This is a genomic window from Amycolatopsis sp. lyj-346, from assembly GCF_046548975.1.
Taxonomy (GTDB): domain Bacteria; phylum Actinomycetota; class Actinomycetes; order Mycobacteriales; family Pseudonocardiaceae; genus Amycolatopsis.
In genome coordinates this window covers 207,995-228,393 of the sequence record NZ_JAJPWT010000009.1, presented here as the reverse complement: position 1 = coordinate 228,393, position 20,399 = coordinate 207,995, and the positions used below count along the sequence as shown (strand labels likewise).

The 20,399-nt window shown below is 72.5% G+C and carries 17 protein-coding genes; 9 read left to right on the top strand and 8 right to left on the bottom strand.

From position 1 onward, the window contains the following. Positions 1 to 219 precede the first annotated feature (219 nt). A complete protein-coding gene (locus ACLJQE_RS26040; RefSeq protein WP_410641971.1) occupies positions 220 to 1,590 on the bottom strand; it encodes a PLP-dependent aminotransferase family protein in 1,371 nt (456 codons plus the stop codon). Positions 1,591 to 1,670: 80 nt separating this feature from the next. Between ACLJQE_RS26040 and ACLJQE_RS26035 the strand changes: the two genes are divergently transcribed. Then, on the top strand, positions 1,671 to 2,327 hold the full coding sequence (locus ACLJQE_RS26035; RefSeq protein WP_410641970.1) for a pyridoxamine 5'-phosphate oxidase family protein: 657 nt from the start codon (positions 1,671 to 1,673) through the stop codon (positions 2,325 to 2,327). On the opposite strand, the gene ACLJQE_RS26030 is transcribed toward ACLJQE_RS26035, so the two are convergent. Both ACLJQE_RS26030 and ACLJQE_RS26025 read right to left on the bottom strand, forming a co-directional pair. Further along, positions 2,299 to 3,720, bottom strand: coding sequence for an ATP-binding protein (locus tag ACLJQE_RS26030; protein WP_410641969.1), 1,422 nt, complete (start codon positions 3,718 to 3,720; stop codon positions 2,299 to 2,301). The two genes, ACLJQE_RS26035 and ACLJQE_RS26030, sit on opposite strands and share 29 nt — an antisense overlap. After that, positions 3,717 to 4,430, bottom strand: coding sequence for a response regulator transcription factor (locus tag ACLJQE_RS26025; RefSeq protein WP_410641968.1), 714 nt, complete (start codon positions 4,428 to 4,430; stop codon positions 3,717 to 3,719). The genes ACLJQE_RS26030 and ACLJQE_RS26025 overlap by 4 nt, the downstream gene beginning before the upstream one ends. A gap of 146 nt (positions 4,431 to 4,576) precedes the next feature. On the opposite strand from ACLJQE_RS26025, the gene ACLJQE_RS26020 reads away from it, so the two are divergent. The 5 genes from ACLJQE_RS26020 (at position 4,577) to ACLJQE_RS26000 (ending at position 8,629) form a co-directional block, all read left to right on the top strand. Beyond that, positions 4,577 to 5,923 carry a ferric reductase-like transmembrane domain-containing protein gene (locus ACLJQE_RS26020; RefSeq protein ID WP_410642126.1) on the top strand — a complete coding sequence of 449 codons (1,347 nt, stop codon included), beginning with the start codon at positions 4,577 to 4,579 and terminating at the stop codon, positions 5,921 to 5,923. 9 nt (positions 5,924 to 5,932) lie between these two features. Next, positions 5,933 to 6,403, top strand: a complete 471-nt coding sequence (locus tag ACLJQE_RS26015; RefSeq protein ID WP_410641967.1) for an FMN-binding protein — start codon at positions 5,933 to 5,935, stop codon at positions 6,401 to 6,403. Continuing rightward, complete coding sequence (locus ACLJQE_RS26010; RefSeq protein WP_410641966.1) at positions 6,400 to 7,143, top strand: FAD:protein FMN transferase; 744 nt, start codon at positions 6,400 to 6,402, stop codon at positions 7,141 to 7,143. The genes ACLJQE_RS26015 and ACLJQE_RS26010 overlap by 4 nt, the downstream gene beginning before the upstream one ends. Positions 7,144 to 7,215: 72 nt before the next feature. Then, positions 7,216 to 7,596, top strand: a complete 381-nt coding sequence (locus tag ACLJQE_RS26005; RefSeq protein ID WP_410641965.1) for a VOC family protein — start codon at positions 7,216 to 7,218, stop codon at positions 7,594 to 7,596. Positions 7,597 to 7,645: 49 nt separating this feature from the next. After that, positions 7,646 to 8,629, top strand: a complete 984-nt coding sequence (locus ACLJQE_RS26000) for an asparaginase (RefSeq protein ID WP_410641964.1) — start codon at positions 7,646 to 7,648, stop codon at positions 8,627 to 8,629. 4 nt (positions 8,630 to 8,633) lie between these two features. On the opposite strand, the gene ACLJQE_RS25995 is transcribed toward ACLJQE_RS26000, so the two are convergent. The 3 genes from ACLJQE_RS25995 to ACLJQE_RS25985 form a co-directional block, all read right to left on the bottom strand. Beyond that, entirely contained in the window at positions 8,634 to 9,113 is a 480-nt protein-coding gene (locus ACLJQE_RS25995; protein WP_410642125.1) for a cysteine dioxygenase, read from the bottom strand. Between the two features lie 185 nt (positions 9,114 to 9,298). Continuing rightward, positions 9,299 to 10,315: an NAD(P)H-dependent glycerol-3-phosphate dehydrogenase gene (locus tag ACLJQE_RS25990; protein ID WP_410641963.1), complete on the bottom strand. Its 1,017-nt coding sequence runs from the start codon at positions 10,313 to 10,315 to the stop codon at positions 9,299 to 9,301. Further along, positions 10,315 to 11,034: a lysophospholipid acyltransferase family protein gene (locus tag ACLJQE_RS25985; RefSeq protein ID WP_410641962.1), complete on the bottom strand. Its 720-nt coding sequence runs from the start codon at positions 11,032 to 11,034 to the stop codon at positions 10,315 to 10,317. The genes ACLJQE_RS25990 and ACLJQE_RS25985 overlap by 1 nt, the downstream gene beginning before the upstream one ends. Positions 11,035 to 11,765: 731 nt before the next feature. Between ACLJQE_RS25985 and cofC the strand changes: the two genes are divergently transcribed. From cofC to ACLJQE_RS25970, 3 genes are read left to right on the top strand one after another with little or no spacing between them, the layout of a single operon-like run. Then, a complete protein-coding gene (gene cofC, locus ACLJQE_RS25980; RefSeq protein WP_410641961.1) occupies positions 11,766 to 12,398 on the top strand; it encodes a 2-phospho-L-lactate guanylyltransferase in 633 nt (210 codons plus the stop codon). Positions 12,399 to 12,453: 55 nt separating this feature from the next. Beyond that, entirely contained in the window at positions 12,454 to 14,826 is a 2,373-nt protein-coding gene (locus ACLJQE_RS25975; protein WP_410641960.1) for an RNA degradosome polyphosphate kinase, read from the top strand. Further along, positions 14,823 to 15,776 (top strand): NUDIX hydrolase, encoded by a 954-nt coding sequence (locus ACLJQE_RS25970; RefSeq protein WP_410641959.1) that lies wholly within the window; start codon positions 14,823 to 14,825, stop codon positions 15,774 to 15,776. The genes ACLJQE_RS25975 and ACLJQE_RS25970 overlap by 4 nt, the downstream gene beginning before the upstream one ends. Before the next feature lie 249 nt (positions 15,777 to 16,025). On the opposite strand, the gene ACLJQE_RS25965 is transcribed toward ACLJQE_RS25970, so the two are convergent. Both ACLJQE_RS25965 and ACLJQE_RS25960 read right to left on the bottom strand, forming a co-directional pair. Further along, on the bottom strand, positions 16,026 to 18,821 hold the full coding sequence (locus tag ACLJQE_RS25965) for a BTAD domain-containing putative transcriptional regulator (protein WP_410641958.1): 2,796 nt from the start codon (positions 18,819 to 18,821) through the stop codon (positions 16,026 to 16,028). 669 nt (positions 18,822 to 19,490) lie between these two features. Further along, positions 19,491 to 20,228 carry an HU family DNA-binding protein gene (locus tag ACLJQE_RS25960; RefSeq protein ID WP_410641957.1) on the bottom strand — a complete coding sequence of 246 codons (738 nt, stop codon included), beginning with the start codon at positions 20,226 to 20,228 and terminating at the stop codon, positions 19,491 to 19,493. Positions 20,229 to 20,399 lie beyond the last annotated feature (171 nt).

Genomic DNA, 20,399 nt, shown 5'->3' with positions numbered 1-20,399 from the left:
CTTTCCGTACATCGCCGCGGCCGGAAGCCCGCACCGACCGGCCCGGTTTCGAGGAGCCGGCAGGTCCCACCCGGCCCGCCCGGCCCCGGACAGGACCCGCCCTCCCAGGGGGAACCACCACCAAATTGAGCGTATCGGCGAGGACCGACCTCAAAGCCCGAAAACCCGCGACCAGGCCGCGTTGTCCACAGCACCCCCGAACTGTGGACAACAGGAGCCTCACCGCAGCAAAGCCACCAGTGTCGGCAAAGCCGCCACCAACGCTTCCCGCGAACAGCCCGCGTACCCGATCGCCACCCCGTGCGCCGATGGCACTCCGGCGAAGTGCCGGGCCAGGCCGTCCAGCCGGATCCCCCGCCGCTCGGCGGAAGCGATCACCGATGCCTCCACGGAAGCCGAGGCGAACGGCACCACCAGGTGCGCTCCGGCGTCGTCGCCGCGGACCGGGATTCCCGCCGAGGACAACGCTCCCGCCAGCAAGGTCCGCCTCTCCGCCATCTCCCGGCGGAGTTTCCGCAGATGCCGCCCCAGATCTCCGTTGCGCGCGAACTCGTACAGCACCCGCTGTCCCGCCGGGGACGGCCGGGTGCCGGTCAGGTCGCGGTACGCCAGCACCGCCGAGGTGATGGCCTCCGGCGCCACCATCCAGCCCGCGCCCAGCGTGGGCGTGAGGATCTTCGACGTCGTCCCCAAGTGCACCACCACGTCCGGGGCCAGCGAAGCCAGCATCGGCAGCGGCGCCACGTCGAACCGCAGCTCGCCGTCGTAGTCGTCCTCGATGACCAGCATCGACGTCGCGCGGGCCCGTTCCACCAAGGACACGCGCCGCGCCGCGCTCAGCCTGCTGCCCATCGGGTACTGGTGCGCCGGTGAGCAGTACACCGCCCGGGCGTCCGGAGGAATCGTCTCCGGCCGCAGGCCTTCGAGATCCACCGGCACCCCGACGACGCGCATCCCCGCCCGCCGGAACGCCTGCACCGCGCGCTGATAACCGGGCTCTTCGACGGCGACGACGTCCCCGCGCTCCAGCACCGCCGCGGCCAGCTCGACGACCGCCGCGGTCGTGCCGCCGGTCGCCAGTACCGAGCCCGCCGCCAGCCCGCGGTGGCGCAGCAGGTGCTCCGACACCGCCGAGCGGTACTCCGGCAGCCCCGCCCGGTGGGCGCGGACCAGGGGATCCGGGTCGGCCGCGGCCCGCCAGGCGCGGCGCCAGGCCGCGCGGTCCAGGCCGTCCGCCCACGGCGTGCCGGGGCCGAGGTCGAGCAGCGACGGCGTGACGGCCTCGGGCGCCGGCACGGCGGGCGCCGGCACCTCCGATGCCGAGGAGGAAGGCGGGGTCGTCACGTACGTGCCGGAGCCGTGCCGCCCGGCGATCCAGCCTTCGGCGTGCAGCTGCTCGTACGCCGCCGACGTCACCGTGCGGCTGACGCCGAGCCGTCCGGCCAGTGCCCGCGTCGAGGGCAGCCGGTCGCCGCCGCGCAGGTGGCCGCTCGCCGCGGCTTCGCGCAGCGCGTCGGCCAGCTGGACGGCCAGCGGCGTCACGGCCGCGCGGTCGAGGCTGACCGGGAGCGCGGTGTCGGCGTGGGACACGGGACCTCCTCGAGTGGACTTCCCAAGTGTACGAGAAGTGGCCGTTTTCCGAGGCCACTGTGCCGGGAGACGCTGGTCGCATGTTGTCCACCACGCCCCGCACCACGCTCGGCCGCAAGAAGCACCGCGCCGTCACCGACCGCTCCGCGCTGTACGCCGTCTTGGACGAAGGCCTGATCTGCCACCTCGGGATCGTCCGCGACGGCGTGCCCCTGGTCCTCCCGACCGGCTACGGCCGCGACGGCGACACGCTCTACCTGCACGGTTCCACCGGCGCGGCCAGCCTCCGCACCGCCGCGGACGGCCTCGACGTCTGCGTGACGGTGACGCTGCTGGACGGCATCGTCTACTCGCGCTCGGTGAACAACCACTCGATGAACTACCGCAGCGCCGTCGTCCTCGGCCAGGCGAAGCCGGTCCTCGACGCCGAAGCGAAGATGCACGGCCTCAAGGTGCTCACCGACCACCTCGCGCCCGGCTCGTGGGAGCACGCGCGGGAGGTCAACGCCAAGGAGTTCGCCGCGGTGGCCGTGCTCGCACTGGACCTCGCCGAGGCCTCGGTCAAGATGCGCGCCGAAGGCCCGGACGACGAGCCCGAGGACGTCGCGGCCGACACCGCCTGGGCCGGCGTGCTGCCCGTGCGGACCGGCTACGGCGAGCCCGAGCCGTCCGGAGACCTCTCCCCCGGCTGGACGACGCCGCCGCACGTCACCGCGCGAGCGGCAGCCGCACGCTGAACACCGTCCGGCCCGGCGCGGACTCGACGCCGACCGTGCCGCCGTGCGCCGTGACCAGGGACTGGACCACCGACAGCCCGAGCCCGGTGCCGCCGTTGCCGCGGGTGCGGGAGTCGTCGACGCGGAAGAACCGGTCGAAGATCCGCTCCTGGTCCGGCGGCGCGATCCCGGGCCCGGCGTCGGTGATCCGGACGACGGCTTCGCCCTCCGAAGCCGTCACCTCGACGTGCACCGACGTCCCGGGCGGGGTGTGCATCGCCGCGTTGGCCAGCAGGTTGTCGAGCACCTGCCGCAACCGCACCGGATCGGCGTCCACGAACGCCGTGGAAAACGCCGACGTCAGCGGGTGGTCCGGCCGCCCGGCGGCGAACGCGTCCGCCGCGTCCCCGGCCAGCTCGGCCAGGTCGACGCGCTCGGGCCGCAACGGCGTCTCGGCGGCCCGCGCGTCCAGCCGGGCCAGCAGCAGGAGGTCGTCGACGAGCACGGTCATCCGCGCGGTCTCCTCGCGGATCTTCGCCAGGTGCGCCTCGCGCTCCGCCGGCTCGTTCGCCGCGGCGTAGCGGAAGAGGTCGGCGTACCCGCGGATCGACGTCAGCGGCGTCCGCAGCTCGTGGGAGGCGTCCGCGACGAACCGGCGCAGCCGCTCGTTGGCCTCGGTCTTCGCGGCCAGCGACGTGTCGATGTGGGCCAGCATCACGTTGAACGCCGTCCGCAGCTCTTCGACTTCGGCGCCGCCGCCGGTGCCCGCCGCGCGCACCGGCAGGTCGGGGTTCGCGGTGAGGTCGTGCGAGGCGATGTCGTGCGCGGTCCCGGCCATGTCGGCCAGCGGGCGCAGGCCGCGGCGCAGCACCAGCCGTCCCACGATCACCAGCACGGCCAGCGCGAGCGCGAACGCGCCGACCTCGACCCAGATCAGCTGCCGGACCGTGCCGTCGAGGTCCTGTTGCGGCGCGGCGGACAGCAGCACCGAGTCGGTGTCGACCGGGCACGCCCGCACCCGGTACGGGCCGTCGTCGCGCAGGTAGATGTTCCGGGTGACGTCGCCGTTCACCGCCTCGGCGGCGATCTTCGCCAGCTGTTTGGCGTCACCCGGCAGCTTGCCGCCCCGCTCCGGGACGGCGACGCCGTTCTTGACCGTGTACAGCGCCGAGTACCACGAGTACACCGACTGCGGCGAGCCGTGCGTCTGGCGCAGCAGCGGCAGCTGCGTGTTCTGGCTCTTGGACAGCTGTTCGTCGAGCCGCCGGTCGAGGTAGCCGTGCATGATCCCGACCGTCGTGACGCCGACGGCCGCGAACACCACCAGCGCGAGCGCGCCGAGGCCGAGGGTGATCCGGGTGCCCAGCCGGGTGCGCTGCCAGGCCTCGTACCACCGGCGGACCGTCCGCGTCACCGGTGGGCCTGCCGCACGACGTACCCGACGCCGCGGACGGTGTGGATCAGCGGCTCGCCGTCGCCCGCGTCGACCTTGCGCCGCAGGTGCGAGATGACCAGCTCGACCACGTTCGACCGGCCGCCGAAGTCGTATTCCCAGACGTGGTCGAGGATCTGCGCCTTGGTCAGCACGGCGGGCGAGCGGCGCATGAGGTAGCGCAGCAGCTCGTACTCGGTCGGCGTCAGCTCGGCCAGGACGTCGCCGCGGCGGACCTCGCGGGTGTCCTCGTCCAGGGTCAGGTCGCCGACCCGCAGCACGGCCCCGCGCGCTTCGGGCTGGTGGGCGAGGCCGGCGCTGCGCCGCAGCACCGCCCGCAGCCGCGCCATCAGCTCTTCGACCGAAAACGGTTTCACCAGGTAGTCGTCACCCCCGCGGGTGAGCCCGGCGATCCGGTCCGCCGTCGCGTCCTTGGCCGTGAGGAAGACCACAGGGATCGCGTTGCCGCCCTCCCGCAGACGGTCGAGCACGGTGAAACCGTCGAAGTCGGGCAGCATCAGGTCGAGCACGACGATGTCCGGCCCGAACTCCGCGGCCCGGCTCAGCGCGGCCTGGCCGGTCCCGGCCGTGACCGCCTGCCAGCCCTCGTACCGGGCGACGGTGGCGACGAGGTCGGCGATGTGCGGCTCGTCGTCCACGACGAGCAGGCGCACCGGGTCAGGGGTCTGCACCCCTTCATCATCTCCCGGCGCGCGCCGATCGGCGTACCCGAACGGCGCGCCGACAGGAACCCGACAGTCGTGGCAAAGCCTCCCCACAGGCTCGGTGCCGACGCTAGCCTTGTGAACCGAATCAAAGGGGGATCCGTGTGAGCACCATGACGCAGACCGTCGAGGCCGCGCGCCCGGCGATCCGCCCCCGGATCGCCGCGAAATCCGGCCTCTTTCTCTTCCTCGGCGCCAACGTGGCCGCCGTCACCATGCTGTTCGTGCAGGCCGGGGTTTCGCAGAACGTGCTGATCACGATCGGCAGGCTCGCCGGGATGTACGGCGCGCTGACGATGGCGTTCCAGCTGCTGCTGGTGGCCCGGCTGCCCTGGCTGGACCGCCGCCTCGGGATGGACCGGCTGACCACCTGGCACCGCTGGACCGGCTTCACGATCCTCTGGACACTGCTGGCGCACCTGGTGTTCATCACCATGGGCTACGCGGAGGTCTCGGACAAGGGGTTCGTCGACGAGCTGGTCGAGATGGCCAACACGCTCGAAGGGATCCTGCGGGCGCTGGTCGCCTTCGCCGTGATCCTCGTCGTCGGCGCCGTTTCGGCGAAGTTCGCGCGCAAGCGGCTCGCCTACGAGACGTGGCACTTCATCCACCTCTACACCTACGCCGCCGTACTGCTCGCCTTCACGCACCAGATCGCGCTGGGCCAGTCGTTCGCCGGTTCGGAGACGGCGAAGGCGTACTGGTGGACGCTCTGGCTGGGGGCCGGCGCCGCCGTGCTCGCCGGGCGCGTCGTGCTGCCGCTGTGGCGGAACCTGCGTCACCAGCTGCGCGTGACGGCGGTCGTTTCCGAGTCCCCGGACGTCGTCTCGGTGTACATGTCCGGCAAGAACCTGGACAAGCTGCCGGCCAAGGCGGGGCAGTTCTTCCTGTGGCGGTTCCTGACGAAGGACCGGTGGTGGCAGGCCAATCCGTTCTCGCTGTCGGCCGCGCCCGACGGCCGCTCCCTGCGGCTGACCGCGAAGGCACTCGGCGATGCCAGCGCGGGGTTGCGCAACCTGCGTGTCGGGACGCGCGTGTTCGCCGAAGGTCCGTACGGCGCCTTCACGACGATCCACCAGCAGCGGCCCAACGCGCTGCTCGTGGCGGGCGGCGTCGGGATCACGCCGATCCGCGCGCTGCTGGAGGAGATCGACGGCCACGTCGTGGTGCTGTACCGCGTCCGCAACCAGGCCGACGCGGTGCTGTTGCCGGAGCTGAACGAGCTGGCCAAGGCGCGCGGCGCCGTCGTCAACCTGCTCACCGGGCCGGACCAGGCGGTGGGCCCGCGCGGTGTGCTGCTCGGGCCGGCGAACCTGCACATGATGGTGCCGGACGTGCACGAGCGGGACGTGTTCGTCTGCGGTCCGCCGGGGATGACTTCGGCCGTGCTGCGCAGCCTGCGTGAGCTGCGTGTGCCGAACGCCCAAGTCCACGCCGAACGCTTCAGCCTCGCGGCCTAGGGGAACGTTGTGAAGAAGACCATCTTCGTCGTCGCGCTGTCGATCGCCGGGTTCATCGCGGTCTGGCGGTTCGAGCCGGGACCGGTGCAGAGCACCGCCGCCGCCCAGCCGCCGCCCGCCATCACGGCACCGTCGACGTCGGCCGCGCCGTCGACGGCACCGTCCTCTTCGGACAACAAGGCACCCGGGCAGTCCACACCGGACACTTCCGGCGGGACCGTGACCACGCAGGGGACGCCGGAGTCCAGTGTGTACGGGATCGTGCAGGTCCAGGTGACCTTCACCGGCAGCCGTCTCACCGCGATCACGCTGCTGCAGGCCCCGGACCACGGGCGGGCGGTCACCGCGCTGCCGAAGCTGCAGGAAGCGGCGATGCAGGCGCAGAGCGCGAACATCGACACGGTGACCGGCGCGACCGAGACGAGCGAGTCGTACAAGACGTCGCTGCAGGCCGCGATCGACGCGCGGGGCAAGAGATGACCACCCGCGTCGAACAGGTGATGGGCCTGCCGATCTCCCTCGACCTGCGCGACGACGAGGACGGCTTCGCCGAAGTCGTCGACGAGGTCTTCGCGTGGTTCCGCGACGTCGACGCCCGGTTCAGTCCCTTCAAGGACGACAGCGAGGTCAGCCGGTACGACCGCGGCGAGCTGACGGCCGCCGAGCTGAGCGACGACCTGCTGGAGGTGCTGGAGCTCTGCGCGTACTACGAGCAGCTCTCCGGCGGCGCGTTCCGCGCGCGGCTGCCCGGTCGCGGCCTCGACCCGTGCGCGGTCGTCAAGGGCTGGGCGGTGCAGCGCGCGGCCGACCTGCTGAAGGCCGAGGGCGCGACGACGTTCTGCCTCAACGCCGGCGGCGACGTCGTCACCGCCGGCGAGCCGGAACCGGGACGTCCGTGGCGGGTCGGGGTGCGCCACCCCGAGCAGCCGCTGGCGGTGTGCGCGGTCCTGGAGTCGCGCAACGGCGCGATCGCGACGTCGGCGGCGTACGAGCGCGGCTCCCACATCCTCGACGGCCGTTCGGGCACGCCGGCGACGGGCCTGATGAGCGTCACCGTCGTGGCAAGCGACCTGGTGACGGCGGACGCGCTGGCCACGGCGGCGTTCGCGATGGGCGAGGAGGGCATCACCTGGGCGGCCGACCGGCCGGGCTGCGAGATCCTGATCGTCGACGACAGCCGCCGCGTGCACCGGACCGCGGGGCTGGCGCTGGCGTCCTGAATCGGCTCGCCCTCCTCCGGCGGCTGCGTCAGACTCGGGCTTGCCCGCTCTGCCCGATTCCCGAGGAGTGCCATGCCGTCGTCCGTGCTGAACGTGTCCGTCGACTGCGCCGATCCGTACACGCTGTGCCAGTTCTGGAGCGAAGTCACCGGGAAGCCGATCCCGGACGAGGACCAGCCGGGCGACGACGAGGTCGGTTTCCAGCTGAACGACGACACGGCGTTGCTCTTCCTGCGCGTGCCGGAGCCGAAGACGGTGAAGAACCGGCTGCACCTGTGCCTGCAGCCGGACATCCCCCGCGATGAGGAGGTCTCACGCCTCCTCGGCCTCGGCGCGACGCTGGTGAACGACCTGCGCAACCCGGACGGCACGGGCTGGGCGGTGCTCGCCGACCCGGAGGGCAACGAGTTCTGCGTACTGAGGAGCGCGGCCGAGCGCGCGGCGACGCCCTGACGGACGCGCGGCGCCGTCCGGTCAAGACCGGCTGAATAGGGTGGCGGGCATGGCACGTCCCCTGATCGCCGTCGCCACCTTGGGCGGCACCATCTCGATGGCCCCGGTCGACGGCGACGGCGGCGCCGTCCCGCGGTTCGGCGCGGCCGAACTGCTCGGCGGGCTCGGCGACCTGCCGATGGACGTCCTGGCGGAAACCCTCGCCGGGATCGGCAGCGCCTCGCTGGACTTCGCGACGCTGCTGCGCTGCCGCGAATGGGGCCTGCGCCAGGACGCCGACGGGTTCGTCGTCGTCCAGGGCACCGACACCCTCGAAGAGACGGCGTACTTCCTGGACCTGCACTGGCCATCGGACGTACCGGTGGTGGTGACCGGAGCCATGCGCAACGCCGGCCTGTTCAGCCCGGACGGCCCGGCGAACCTGCGCAACGCGCTCACCGTCGCGGCCGATCCCCGCAGCCGCGGCCGGGGCGTGCTGGTCACGCTCAACGACGACGTCCACGCCGCACGCTGGGTGCGGAAGGCGCATTCGAGCCACCTGGAGGCGTTCTCTTCGGCGCCGGCGGGGCCGCTGGGCATGGTCGTCGAGCAGGCGGTGCACTACTTCCACCCGTCGCCGCCGCGGCTGCCGTCCCTCGACGGCGACGACTTCGGCGGCCTGGTCCCGGTGGTGGAGGCGGGTCTCGACGACTCGGGTGCGGTGCTGGCGCACGTGGCTTCCCTGCCGGGCGTGCGCGGCGTCGTGATCGCCGCGACGGGCGTGGGGCACGTTTCGGCCGGCACGGCCGACGTGCTCGCGCGGCTGGTGCCGTCGCTGCCGGTGGTCGTCGCTTCGCGGACCGGGGCGGGCCCGACGCTGCGGTCGACGTACGGCTTCCACGGCTCGGAGTCGAGCCTGATCGCGATGGGCGCGACGATGGCGGGCTGGCTGGACGCACGGAAGTCGCGGATCCTGCTGCACGCGCTGCTGGCGGCCGGCGCGGATCGCGAAGGGATCGAACGCGGGTTCCGCCGTCGCGGCGACCTGGACTGAGTGGTCAGTCCAGGACCGGGCCGCCGATCGGGTCGAGGTGGTACGGGCGCATCGCGCGGCCCGCATCGCGGTAGACGTGGATGGAGACCGCCGGGTCGGGGCCTTCGTTGCGGACCTCGTGCACGTACCCGGGCCCGAACACCCGCGACTGCCCCGCGGCGAGCGCGTGCAGCTCGGTGACCGCGCGGCCGTCCGGTGCGCGGCGCGCCACGGCTTCGGTCAGGTGGCCGCCGACCACGGTGAACGCGCCGCTGGCGAACGCGTGGTCGTGCAGGTCGGTGCGCTGGCCGGGCAGCCAGCTCATCAGCCACACCTCCTGCCGCTCGTCCTGCGACACCAGCGTCGCGAAGCGCTCGTCGGGGTCGTAGCGCAGCAGGTGGCGCCAGCGGTCGCGGTCGGCGGCGACTTCGAGGGCGACGCGCACCGGGTGGCGCAGCGCGGGGTTCTCGGGACGCAGCAGGGTGTTGTCGGGAACGGCGAACATGAGGGTCCTCACGGGAAGAAAGGGTGTCGAGCCGGGCCGGGGCGGGGTTCACCGACAACAGCGACACGCGCGCAGGACGGAGCGGAGGCCCATGCGGCCCCGCGGCTCGGTCAGTCCGTGCGCGAACATGCGACCAGAGTCCCAGCCGCTTCCCACCCGGTCAAGACGTCTCACCTGCCGGGAGATCAGGACCACTCGTGCTTGCGGGAGCGCCCCAGCAGCTCCGCGCCGGCCTGGCGGGGGTCGACGCCCTCGTGGCAGACGCGGTGCATGGCGTCGGTGATCGGCATGTCGACCCCGAGGCTCTGCGCCAGCGCCCGGATCGACGAGCACGACATGACCCCCTCGGCGACCTGCCCGCCGGCCGCCGCCTGCGCCTGTTCGAGGGTCTCGCCGCGGCCGAGGCGTTCGCCGAAGGTGCGGTTGCGCGAAAGCGGCGACGAGCAGGTCGCGACCAGGTCGCCGACGCCGGCGAGCCCGGCGAAGGTGAGCGGGTCGGCACCCAGCTTCGCGCCGAGCCGGGCCATCTCGGCCAGCCCGCGGGTGATGAGCGTCGCCATCGTGTTGGTGCCGAGGCCGAGGCCCGCGGCCATCCCGGTGCTGAGCGCGATCACGTTCTTGCAGGCCCCGCCGAGCTCGCAGCCGACGACGTCGGTGTTGGTGTACGGGCGGAAGTACGAGTTGGCGCAGGCGCGCTGGATCGCGACGGCGCGTTCGTGGTCGGCGCAGGCCAGCACGGAGGCGGACGGCTGCCCGGCGGCGATCTCCTTGGCCAGGTTCGGCCCGGTGACGACGACGACGTCGCCGGCGTCGATGCCGACGATCTCGCCGATCACCTCGCTCATCCGCTTGAGCGTGCCGAGCTCGACGCCCTTGGCGAGGCTGACGAGGATCGCGTCGGGCGGCAACAGGCCGCGCCACTCGGTCAGGTTCGCCCGCAGGCTCTGGCTGGGCACCGCGAGCACGACCGCTTCGGCGGCGTCGAGGGCCTTCGCCGGGTCGCTGGTGGCGGTGATGTTCCCGGGCAGGGGCACCCCGGGCAGGTAGGCGCCGTTGGTGTGCCGTTCCCGGATGTCCTCGGCGACCTGTTCGCGGCGCGCCCACATCGTGACGTCCCGCCCGGCGTCGCCGAGCACCTTGGCGAAGGCGGTGCCCCACGACCCGGCACCGAGGACGGTGACCCGCTGCACGTCGGCGCGCATCAGACCGGGTCCCCCGGCTTCGTCACCGGCGGTTCCTCGTGCCGGATTTCGGCGAGGAGCCGGGTCACCTCGTCCATCATGACCTGGGTGACTTCGCGCAGCTTCGTCGCGCTGCGGGTGTTGCCGCCGCGGTAGGCGGACAGGTCGATCGGGTCGCCGACGAAGTGGGTGATCGTCTTGCGCGGGAACGGCGTGAACCTCTTCGTGTAGCCGTTGAAGATCTGGCTGGTGCCCCACCGGGCGACGGGGATGATGGGAACGTCGTTCTGCAGCGCGAGCCGCGCGGCGCCGGTGAAGGACTCCTTCGGCCAGCCGGCCGGATCCTTGGTGATGGTGCCTTCGGGGTAGATGACGACGACCTTGCCGTCTTCGAGCGCCTGGTGGGCAGCTTTGAGACTGTCCCCGGCGGCGGCCGAACCCCGCGAGACGGGGATCTGCCCGGACCCGGAGACGATCGGGCCGAGGATCGGCGCGCGCGTCAGGCTCTCCTTGAAGAGAAAGCGCGGCACGCGCTTCTGCCGGTGCACGAAGACGGCGTCGACGGCGGGGTCGAAGTGCGAAATGTGGTTCATGACGAGCAGCGCGGGCCCCTGCCGCGGAATCTTTTCGGCCCCGACGTAGACCCGCCGCCCGATGGCGGTGAGCGGGTAGAACAGTACGGCGGCCAGCCCCACCCAGAAGCCGCCCTTCTCACGCCGGGCCACGATCTCCTCCTCCACGCATCAAGTCGGCCCTGATCCTGCCGCGCCGCACTCCAGCCAGTCCAGGGAGGGTGCCTTCACCATCGGCGACGGGCGTGCTGACCAGGCCGGAAGCCGCTTTTCGGCGGCTTGGGCGCTTGCCCGCGCAGGGTCGCCGCCTGGCCTGGTCCCGCCCTGGTCTGGCCCGCCTGACCTGGCGCCACCTGGCCTCCCCGTCTGGCCTGGCCCCGCCTGGCCTCGTCTGGCTTGGCTGGCCTCGTCTGGCTTGGCTGGCCTCGCCCCGCCTCGCCTGCCGTGGCCTCGCCCGCTGGCATCGCCCGGCCCGGCCGCCGCCGGGCGGCACGCTGCCGGACCGCGCGGCTCGCCCAGCCTGGGGCTGGCCCCGCGAGAGCGAGTTCGCCCGGCAGAAGGCTCTTTCAGCACACTTCCTCAGCACACCGCCCCACACACAGCCCGCCCCACACACAGCCCGCCCCACACGCAGCCCGCCCCACACACAGCCCGCCCCACACACAGCCCGCCCCACACACAGCCCGCCCCACACACAGCCCGCCCCACACACAGCCCGCCCTCCCAAGGGGGCCGCCATCCCCCAACGGGGCACCCCCGAAATCGACGCTATCGCCCCCACCCGACAAAACCCCGCCCCAAGCCCCACCCACCCCGAACCTGTCCACAACACCCGTCGCCTGTGGACAACCCGCCCCGCCCGCCGCCACCCCGGCCGGCTTTCGGGTAAAGATGGACACGTGGACGTGGACCTGGTCGTGCCGATGAAACACCCCCGCGACGGCAAGTCGCGGCTGCGTGGTGCCGTCGAGGCGGATCGCCATCCCGGGCTGGTCCTGGCGCTCGCCGCCGATACCCTCGCCGCCGTGGCCTCGAGCGGGCGGATCAGGCGCGTTCTGCTCGTCGCCACCGATCCCGGGGCCGTCGCGGAGCTGGGCGAGCTCGGGGTCGAGATCGTCGCCGAGCCTGCCGAAAAGACCCTCAACGCCGCCTTCCGCCACGGTGAAGCCCTGCTCAAAGCCGACGATCCGGCCGCCGTCGTCGGCGCGCTCCAAGCCGACCTGCCCGCCCTGCGCGCCGTCGATCTCACGGCCGCCCTCGCCGAGGCCGCCGGGCGCCGGGCCTTCGTCGCCGATCGCCAGGGCACCGGCACCACCCTGCTGCTGGCGGCCCCCGGCGAGCCGCTCGATCCCCGCTTCGGGCCCGGCTCGGCGCGGCAGCACGCCGCGTCCGGGGCCATCCCCCTGTCGCAGCCGCTGGCGACCCTGCGCAGCGACGTGGACACCCCGGATGATCTCGCCCACGTCCGCGCCCTCGGTGTCGGAAAACACACCGCCGCCCACCTCGGCGAACCCTGTGCCGTTCTGCGCTGAGCTGTTCATCCGACCTTCACCGCGGCCTGCGCAATCCGGCGTCGCGTAGTGAAGAATGGGGGCCGTGAGCACAGACGACGGCAGCACGCCCGCACCGCGGAGGCGACGGAACCCGGCCAGCGGATCTTCGGAGACGGCGAAGAAGACCACCGCCGCCAAACCGGCGGCCGCCAAGAAGGTCCCGTCGAAGTCCACCGCGCGTGACACCGCCGCCCGTGCCACCGCCGGCAAGGCCAGAATCCGCAAGACCACGACCGCCGCGGCCACCCCGCGCCGCCGCAGCTCCACGCAGGGCAACGCGCGGGCGGCCGAGGAGTTCCGGTCCGTCCCGTCGGCGCCGCCCGCCGTCACCGCCGCGCCGACCGCCGTCGAGACGCTGCCCGACGACCGGTACTTCAACCGCGAGCTGTCGTGGCAGGACTTCAACTCCCGCGTGCTCGCGCTGGCCGAAGACGAGTCGCAGCCGCTGCTGGAGCGGGCGAAGTTCCTCGCCATCTTCGCGTCCAATCTGGACGAGTTCTACATGGTCCGCGTCGCCGGCCTGAAGCGCCGCGACGAGACCGGCCTGCTGGTGCGCAGCGCGGACGGGCTCACCCCGCGCGAGCAGCTCGGCTACATCGCCAAGCGCAACCAGGACCTGGTCGAGCGGCAGACCGGCGCGTTCGAGAAGCACCTGCGCCCGCAGCTGGCCGAGCAGGACATCCACATCGTCGGCTGGGCCGACCTGGCCGGCGCCGACCAGCTCCGGCTGTCCAGCTACTTCTCCGAGCAGATCTTCCCGGTCCTGACGCCGCTGGCCGTCGACCCGGCACACCCGTTCCCCTACATCTCGGGCCTTTCCCTCAACCTCGCGGTGACGGTCCGCGACCCGGAGGGCGGCACCGAGCGCTTCGCCCGCGTGAAGGTGCCGAGCAACGTGCCGCGCCTGATGCGCGTCGAGACCGAGCGCACCAGCCGGACGGCGACGTTCCTCCCCCTCGAAGAGCTCATCGCCGCCCACCTGGGTGAGCTGTTCACCGGCATGGACGTCACCGAGCACCACGTCTTCCGCGTCACCCGCAACGCCGACTTCGAGGTCGACGAAGACCGCGACGAGGACCTGCTTCAGGCCCTCGAGCGCGAACTGGCGCAGCGCCGCTTCGGCCCGCCGGTGCGTCTCGAGGTCGCGCAGGACATGAGCGAGCACATGCTCGAGCTGCTGCTGCGCGAGCTGGACGTCGACCCGGCGGACGTCGTCGAGGTGCCCGGCCTGCTCGACCTGACCTGCCTGCACCAGCTGTCCGCCGTGGACCGCAAGGAGCTGAAGGACCGGCCGTTCGTGCCGGCGACGCACCCGGCGTTCGGCGAGCGCGAGACGCCGAAGAGCGTCTTCGCGACGCTGCGCGAGGGCGACGTGCTGGTGCACCACCCGTACGACTCGTTTTCGACCAGCGTGCAGCGGTTCATCGAGCAGGCGGCGGCCGACCCGAAGGTCCTCGCGATCAAGCAGACGCTGTACCGGACGTCCGGTGACTCCCCGATCGTCGACGCGCTGATCGACGCCGCCGAGGCGGGCAAGCAGGTCGTCGCGCTGGTGGAGATCAAGGCGCGGTTCGACGAGCAGGCGAACATCACCTGGGCGCGGACGCTGGAGCGCGCCGGCGTGCACGTCGTGTACGGCCTGGTCGGGCTGAAAACGCACTGCAAGGTGTCGATGATCGTGCGCCAGGAGGGCTCCACGATCCGGCGCTACTGCCACATCGGCACCGGGAACTACAACCCGAAGACCGCACGGCTCTACGAAGACATCGGCCTGTTCACGGCCGACCCGAGCATCGGCGCGGACGTCACCGACCTGTTCAACGTGCTGACCGGTTACTCGCGGCAGGACACCTACCGGACGATCCTGACGTCGCCGCACGGGATCCGCCGCGGCATCGTGCGCGCGATCGGCGAGGAGATCGAGCTGGCGCGGGCCGGGCAGCAGGCCGGGATCCGGATCAAGTGCAACTCGCTGGTCGACGAGCAGGTCATCGACGCGCTCTACCACGCGTCGCAGGCCGGGGTGCCGGTCGAGATCGTGGTGCGCGGCATCTGCACGCTGAAGCCGGGCGTCGAAGGGCTTTCGGAGAACATCCACGTCCGGTCGGTGCTGGGCCGGTTCCTGGAGCACTCGCGGGTCTTCCACTTCCGCGCGGGCGGGACGCACTGGATCGGCAGCGCGGACATGATGCACCGCAACCTGGACCGGCGGATCGAGGCGCTGGTGCGCGTCAAGGATCCGAAGCTGACCGCGCAGCTCGACAACATGTTCGACTCGGCGCTGGACCCGGCGACGCGGTGCTGGGTGCTGACCGAGAGCGGCGAGTGGTCGCCGTTCCCGGCGGACGGCTCGCGCGTGCGCGACCACCAGCTGGAGCTGGCGAAGCTGCACGGGGCCGCCGGATGACCCAGGAGGTACGGGCGGCCGGCGCGGTGCTGTGGCGCGTCGCCGGGGGCGCGACGGAGGTCGCGCTGGTGCACCGCCCGCGGTACGACGACTGGTCGTTCCCGAAGGGGAAGCTCGATCCAGGCGAAACGATCGCCGAGGCCGCAGTGCGGGAAATCGGCGAGGAGACCGGGTTCAGGGCGATCCTGGGCCGCTACCTGGCCCGGACGGCGTACCCGGTGCCGTCGCGCAACGGTTCCGGGACGGTGCCGAAGACGGTCGACTACTTCGCCGCGGAAGCGGTGTCCGGCGAGTTCGCGCCGAACGACGAAGTCGACGAGCTTCGCTGGCTGCACCCGACGGCGGCGGAGAAGCTGCTGACGCGCCCGGAGGACGTCCGGGTGCTGCGGGCATTTTGCGAGCTGCCGGTGGGTTTGACGACGCTGTTGCTGGTGCGCCACGCCAAGGCGGGCAAACGCGACGAGTGGTCCGGCGACGACGACCTCCGGCCCCTGTCGGAGGCGGGCCTGCGCCAGGCGGCGGCGCTGCGCCGGGTGCTGTCGCTGTTCGGCCCGGACCGGGTGTTGTCGGCACCGCGGCTGCGGTGCGTGCAGACGGTCCACGGAGTCGCCGACGACGCCGGAGCGGAGGTCCGCCACGAGCCGTTGTTCTCGGAAGAGGGCTACTGGCCGGACCCGGTCCTGGGCATGGCGCGGCTCTTGGCGGTGGCCGGCGACGGCGGAACACCGGTGGTGTGCAGCCAGGGCGGAGTGATCCCGGACCTGGTGAGCGCATTGGCAGACCGCGACGGAGTGGAGCTCTCGGCGGCCCGCGGCGGCGTGGTGCCGAGCAAGAAGGGCTCGTTCTGGGTGTTGTCGTTCCGCCCCCCGACGGCCTCGGAAGGCCCCCTGCTCCTGGCGGCGGACTACCACCCGAGCGCCCTCCCGGCCCCCTCCCCCAGCCACTCCTGAACCGGTTGCCCACAACCCGGCAACCCTGTGGACAGCTCCGGCCGCGGACGGCCGATCGCCCGGTTTTGCCGGCACCCCCCGATAGACTGGACCTGGGGACGCCCCCCGGAGAGGGTGGGGGCTGGGTAAGAGCCGTGCCGGAAATCGCGCCCTCAAGGCTCTGCCGGAAAGTGCGGCTGTCACCACGAGACAGCGCCGTGACAGTCGATCTTGGTGTACTAGCTGAGGGTCCCGTTGGGCTGCGCCGGGCTAGGGGTACGGCGCATCCCCGGGCGAGGGGGTATCTGTCGGCACCGTGGCCAGCAGAGCCTGCACCTCCGCAGCGCGGGGGTCGCCGAGGCGCTGGCTGACGGTCAGCGCCTCGGCCCAGTGGCCGCCCGCCTCGTGCGCACGACCGGTGCGGTGCTTCAGCCGGCCGAGGGTGATCTGGACATCGATCGTGCCGTAGTCGGCGTTCAGTTCCTTCAGTTCGGCGAGTGCGTCGAGGCCGGCGCGCTCCGCTTCTTCGTGCCGTCCCGCCCCTTCGAGGGCTTCGGCGACGTTCCCGAGCGCGAGCGCCGCGTGGTAGCGGTCGCCGAGTTCGGCGAAGGCTTCGTGGGCCGCCTGAGCGGCTTCGGCGGCGTGGTCGTAGTCGCGGAGGCCGATGCGGCTGGCGCTCACGTTGAGGAGCGCGTGCGGCACGAACGTCCGCTGGCCGTGGTCGCGCGCCAGGTGGACGGCTTGGAGCGCGTGGCGTTCGGCTTCGGCGTATTCGGCCCGGACGTAGTAGGCGCCGGCGAGATTGGACAGGATCGCCACCGTCAGCGCAGTGCCGTCGCCGGCCTCGGACGCGGCGCGTGCTTCCTCCAGCGCCTCGAGCGCCTTGTCCGGCTGGAGCGTGCGCAGGTAGGCCGAGCCGAGGTTGTTGGCGCTGTACTGGAGACCCGTGCTGTCGCCGGCGTCGCGGGTGGCGGCCACGGCCGTGCGCGCGGTGGTGATCCAGTCGTCGCGGTCGTGGCGCTCGGCGAAGAATCCGCGCAGCAGCCACGCGAGTTTCCAGGCGTGCGCGGTCCAGCCGTGACCGGCGGCGATGCCGACGAGGGCGGTGAGGGCCTGCCGTTCGGTGGTGTACCAGGCGATCGTCTGCTCGTGCTGTGCGAAGCGGACGGCGGGCAGCGGCGCGGGGTCGAGCGTGATGTCCTCGGTGAGCAGGTCGGGACGGACCAGTTTGTTCGCTTCGGCGACGCTGGCGAGGTACCAGTCGACGAGCCGGCGCAGCGCCGCCGAGCGCTCGGCCTCGGTCGTTTCGGTTTCGACGAGTTCGCCCGCGTAGACGCGCAGCAGGTCGTGGAACTGGTAGCGGTCGGTGCCGGGCTGGTTGAGCAGGTGGGCGGCGGCGAGCTGGTCGGCGAGCTCACGCGCTTCGCGCAGGTCGGCACCGGCGAGCGCGGCGGCCGAGGACAGGCTGAAACCGTGGCCGGGGTGCAGGCCGAGCAGCCGGAAGAACCGGGCCGCGGCCGGGCGCAGCGCCTTGTACGACCAGGAGAACGCGGCCCGCATGTCGGTGCCGGCGTCCTCGGGGTCGCGCAGGGTGTCGAGCCGCAGGCGCTGGTCGCGGAGTTCTTCGACGATTCCGGCGAGCGAGACGCCGGAGAACCGGGAAGCGCGTTCCCCGGCCAGCGCCAATGCCAGCGGCAGGCGGCCGCAGAGCTGCACGAGTTCGGCAACGGCGCCGGGTTCGGCGGCGATGCGCTGCGGCCCGACGCTGCCGGCGAGCAGCGCGGTCGCGTCGCGGTCGTCGAAGGAGCGCAAGGCGATGCGGCGGGCGCCGTCGCGGGCGACGAGCCCGCGCAGCTGGTTGCGGCTGGTCACCACGACGAGGTTGCCGGGCCCGGGCAGCAGCGGCCGGACCTGGTCGGCGTCGCGGGCGTTGTCGAGCAGCATGAGCGTGCGGCTGCCGGCCAGCCTGCTCCGCAGCAGCGCCGAGCGCTCCTCCACAGTGGAGGGCAGCGTCTCGGCCAAGACGCCGAGGGCGCGCAGGAAGCCGGCCAGCGCGGCGCCCGGCGTGACCGGGGTGTCCGCGGAGTGGCCGCGCAGGTCGAGGAACAGCTGGCCACCGGGGAAGCGGTCGCGGACGCGGTGGGACCAGTGCACGGCCAGCGACGTCTTCCCGACACCGGCGGTGCCTTCGATGACGACGATGCCGGACGCGCCGCCGGGCGGCAGCCGGTCGAGTTCGGCGAGTTCGGGGCCGCGGCCGGTGAAGCCGGCGACGTCGAAGGGCAGCTGCCGCGGAACGGTGTGGACGGCCGGATCGGCATCGGCGGCGAGCAGTTCGGCGTGCAGGCGGCGGAGGTCTTCGCCCGGTTCGACGCCCAGTTCGTCGGCCAGCAACGCCCGCAGCCCGGCGTAGCGGGCAAGCGCTTCGGCGCGGCGCCCGGACCGGGCGAGGGCGCGCACCAGCCGTTCCCACAACGACTCCCGCAGCGGGTGCTGGGCGACGAGATCGGTGAGTTCGGCGACGAGCCGCGCGTCGGGCACGAGCCCGGCGTCGAGGTCGATCCGCTGTTCCACGGCGAAGAGGTACCGCTCGGTCAGCAGCGGCCCCCATTCGGCGGCGAGGGCGGGAGAGCCGACGCCTTCGAGGGGGACCCCGCCCCAGCCGTCGAGCGCGGCGGTGAGCAGTTCTCTGCGACGCGCGGGTTCCGTCGCCGCGGCGGCCTGGTCGAGGGTCTGGAGGAAGCGCAGGGCGTCCACCCGGGACGGGTCGACGACGAGCCGGTAGCCGTCCGGTTCGGTGACGACGCTGTCTTCGCCGCAGAGCCGGCGCAGGCGCATCACGTAGGTCTGCAGGCTGCCGCGGATGTGCGCGGGCGGGGTTTCGCCCCACACGCCCCGGGCGAGGGCATCGATCGACACGAGACGGCCGGCGGCGAGCGCGAGGGTGGCGAGCAGCGCGCGCTGACGTGAACTGGTCAGCACGACCGGCGAACCGTCGACGAGCACCTGGAACGGGCCGAGCAGCCGGATGTCGATGGTGGTCGCCCCCAGGTTCGCCTCGCCCACGACCGGCCCCGCCGGACGCGGGCCCGAGGAACGCAGCGTGGCATCACTCGGCCGGGCGCTCAAGCAACTTTGCGAAATTGGGCGGAACCGGTCCCGGGGCCGGGGTTGGGCCGGCCGGGTGACCCGTGCTGCCCGTCCGGACGCCAAGCCTGCGGTGGGTGACTTCCGGCCCGCGCACGCAAGGTGACGCGCCGGTTGGCGCACTTGAACGGTCGGCTCGCGTACCCGGCCGGTCGGCTCGCGTACCCAGACGGTCGGCTCGCGTACCCAGACGGTCGGCTCGCGTACCCAGACGGTCGGATGGCTTGCCTCGGCGATCTTTCGCGGCCAGGGACCCGGATTACCCCGCCCGGGCAGCCAGTTCGCCCAGGCCCCGGCACGATTCGCGCACCGACCGGCCAGGTACGCCGGCCGACGCTTCCGGTACGCGAACCGACGGGTGGGGTACGCGAGCCGCCCCCTGAGGCAAGGCGATGTCATGAACGACTCGTTCATGACGTTTGCCCTCCGGGCGCTCGAACTACTTCCGCTGCAGGGTCCGGACATGCGGCAGGGCCCCACGCACGTCGCGCGGGGCCCTGCCGGAAAGCTGCTCGTCTAGCAGGGGGTCGCCCCCTGGGGGTCCCCCGGATTTCACGGTACCGCAGGGGTACGACAGTTTCGGGCGGTTCAGTCCTTCTTCGCCGCGGCCGAGGTCCGCCTTGCCGGGGCCTTGGCCGCCGTCGTTTTGGCCGCGGTCGTTTTGGCCGTCGGAGTCTTGGCTGCCGGGGTCTTGGCTGCCGTCGACTTGCGGGCCGTGGTCGTCTTCGCCGCGGTGGTCTTCGCGGCAGTCGGAGCCTTCGCCGCGGCCGGCGCCTTCGCCGCGGCTGGAGCCTTCGCGGCCGTCGTCTTTGCCGTGGTGGCCCTCGTCCGCGTGGTCGCCGGCTTTGCCGCCGCCGTCTTCGGGGCCGCCGCCGTCTTGGCCGCCGTTGTCCTCGTGGCCGCCGCCGGCTTTGCCGCTGTTGCCCGGGTGCGCGTGGTCGTCGATCGCGTCGTGGCCGGCTTCGGCGCCGTCGCCGCGGCCGTGCGGGACGTGGCCGTGCGGGTGCTCGTCGTCGCGCGCTTGGCCGGGGTGGCCTTCGGCAGCTTCTTCGCTCCGGAAACGACGTCCTTGAAGGTGGTGCCGGCGCGGAAGGCGGGCACGTTGGTCTTCTTGACCTTGACGGCCTCACCGGTGCGCGGGTTGCGGGCGGTGCGAGCGGCGCGGGCGCGCTTCTCGAACACCCCGAAGCCGGTGATGTTGACCTTTTCGCCCTTGTTGACCGTCCGGATGATGATGTCGACCAGACCGTCGACCGCCTCGGAAGCGGCCTTCTTGTCGCCCAGGCGCTCTGTCAGCGCCTCGATCAGCTGGGCCTTGTTGGCCATGTCCAGTCCTCCAGGAAGGATCCACGGCCGCGTCGGCCGACTAGCGACACGGTATTACCAACGCAGCACAAATTCCAAACGGCACGCGGAACTTTCCCTTGCCCCGGGAGGGGTTCCGCCTCGCGCCGAGCCCCGGTGAGAGGGCTAGCGGAGGGCCGTTCGGCAGCTGGG

What these genes read in the sequence shown, in the direction of transcription:
- ACLJQE_RS26035 (WP_410641970.1), top strand. Translation starts at nt 1,671, where the DNA reads ATGTTGTCCACCACGCCCCGCACCACGCTCGGCCGCAAGAAGCACCGC.
- ACLJQE_RS26020 (WP_410642126.1), top strand. Translation starts at nt 4,577, where the DNA reads ATGACGCAGACCGTCGAGGCCGCGCGCCCGGCGATCCGCCCCCGGATC.
- ACLJQE_RS26010 (WP_410641966.1), top strand. Translation starts at nt 6,400, where the DNA reads ATGACCACCCGCGTCGAACAGGTGATGGGCCTGCCGATCTCCCTCGAC.
- ACLJQE_RS26005 (WP_410641965.1), top strand. Translation starts at nt 7,216, where the DNA reads ATGCCGTCGTCCGTGCTGAACGTGTCCGTCGACTGCGCCGATCCGTAC.
- ACLJQE_RS26000 (WP_410641964.1), top strand. Translation starts at nt 7,646, where the DNA reads ATGGCACGTCCCCTGATCGCCGTCGCCACCTTGGGCGGCACCATCTCG.
- ACLJQE_RS25995 (WP_410642125.1), bottom strand. Translation starts at nt 9,113, where the DNA reads ATGTTCGCCGTTCCCGACAACACCCTGCTGCGTCCCGAGAACCCCGCG.
- ACLJQE_RS25990 (WP_410641963.1), bottom strand. Translation starts at nt 10,315, where the DNA reads ATGCGCGCCGACGTGCAGCGGGTCACCGTCCTCGGTGCCGGGTCGTGG.
- ACLJQE_RS25975 (WP_410641960.1), top strand. Translation starts at nt 12,454, where the DNA reads ATGGGGGCCGTGAGCACAGACGACGGCAGCACGCCCGCACCGCGGAGG.
- ACLJQE_RS25970 (WP_410641959.1), top strand. Translation starts at nt 14,823, where the DNA reads ATGACCCAGGAGGTACGGGCGGCCGGCGCGGTGCTGTGGCGCGTCGCC.
- ACLJQE_RS25960 (WP_410641957.1), bottom strand. Translation starts at nt 20,228, where the DNA reads ATGGCCAACAAGGCCCAGCTGATCGAGGCGCTGACAGAGCGCCTGGGC.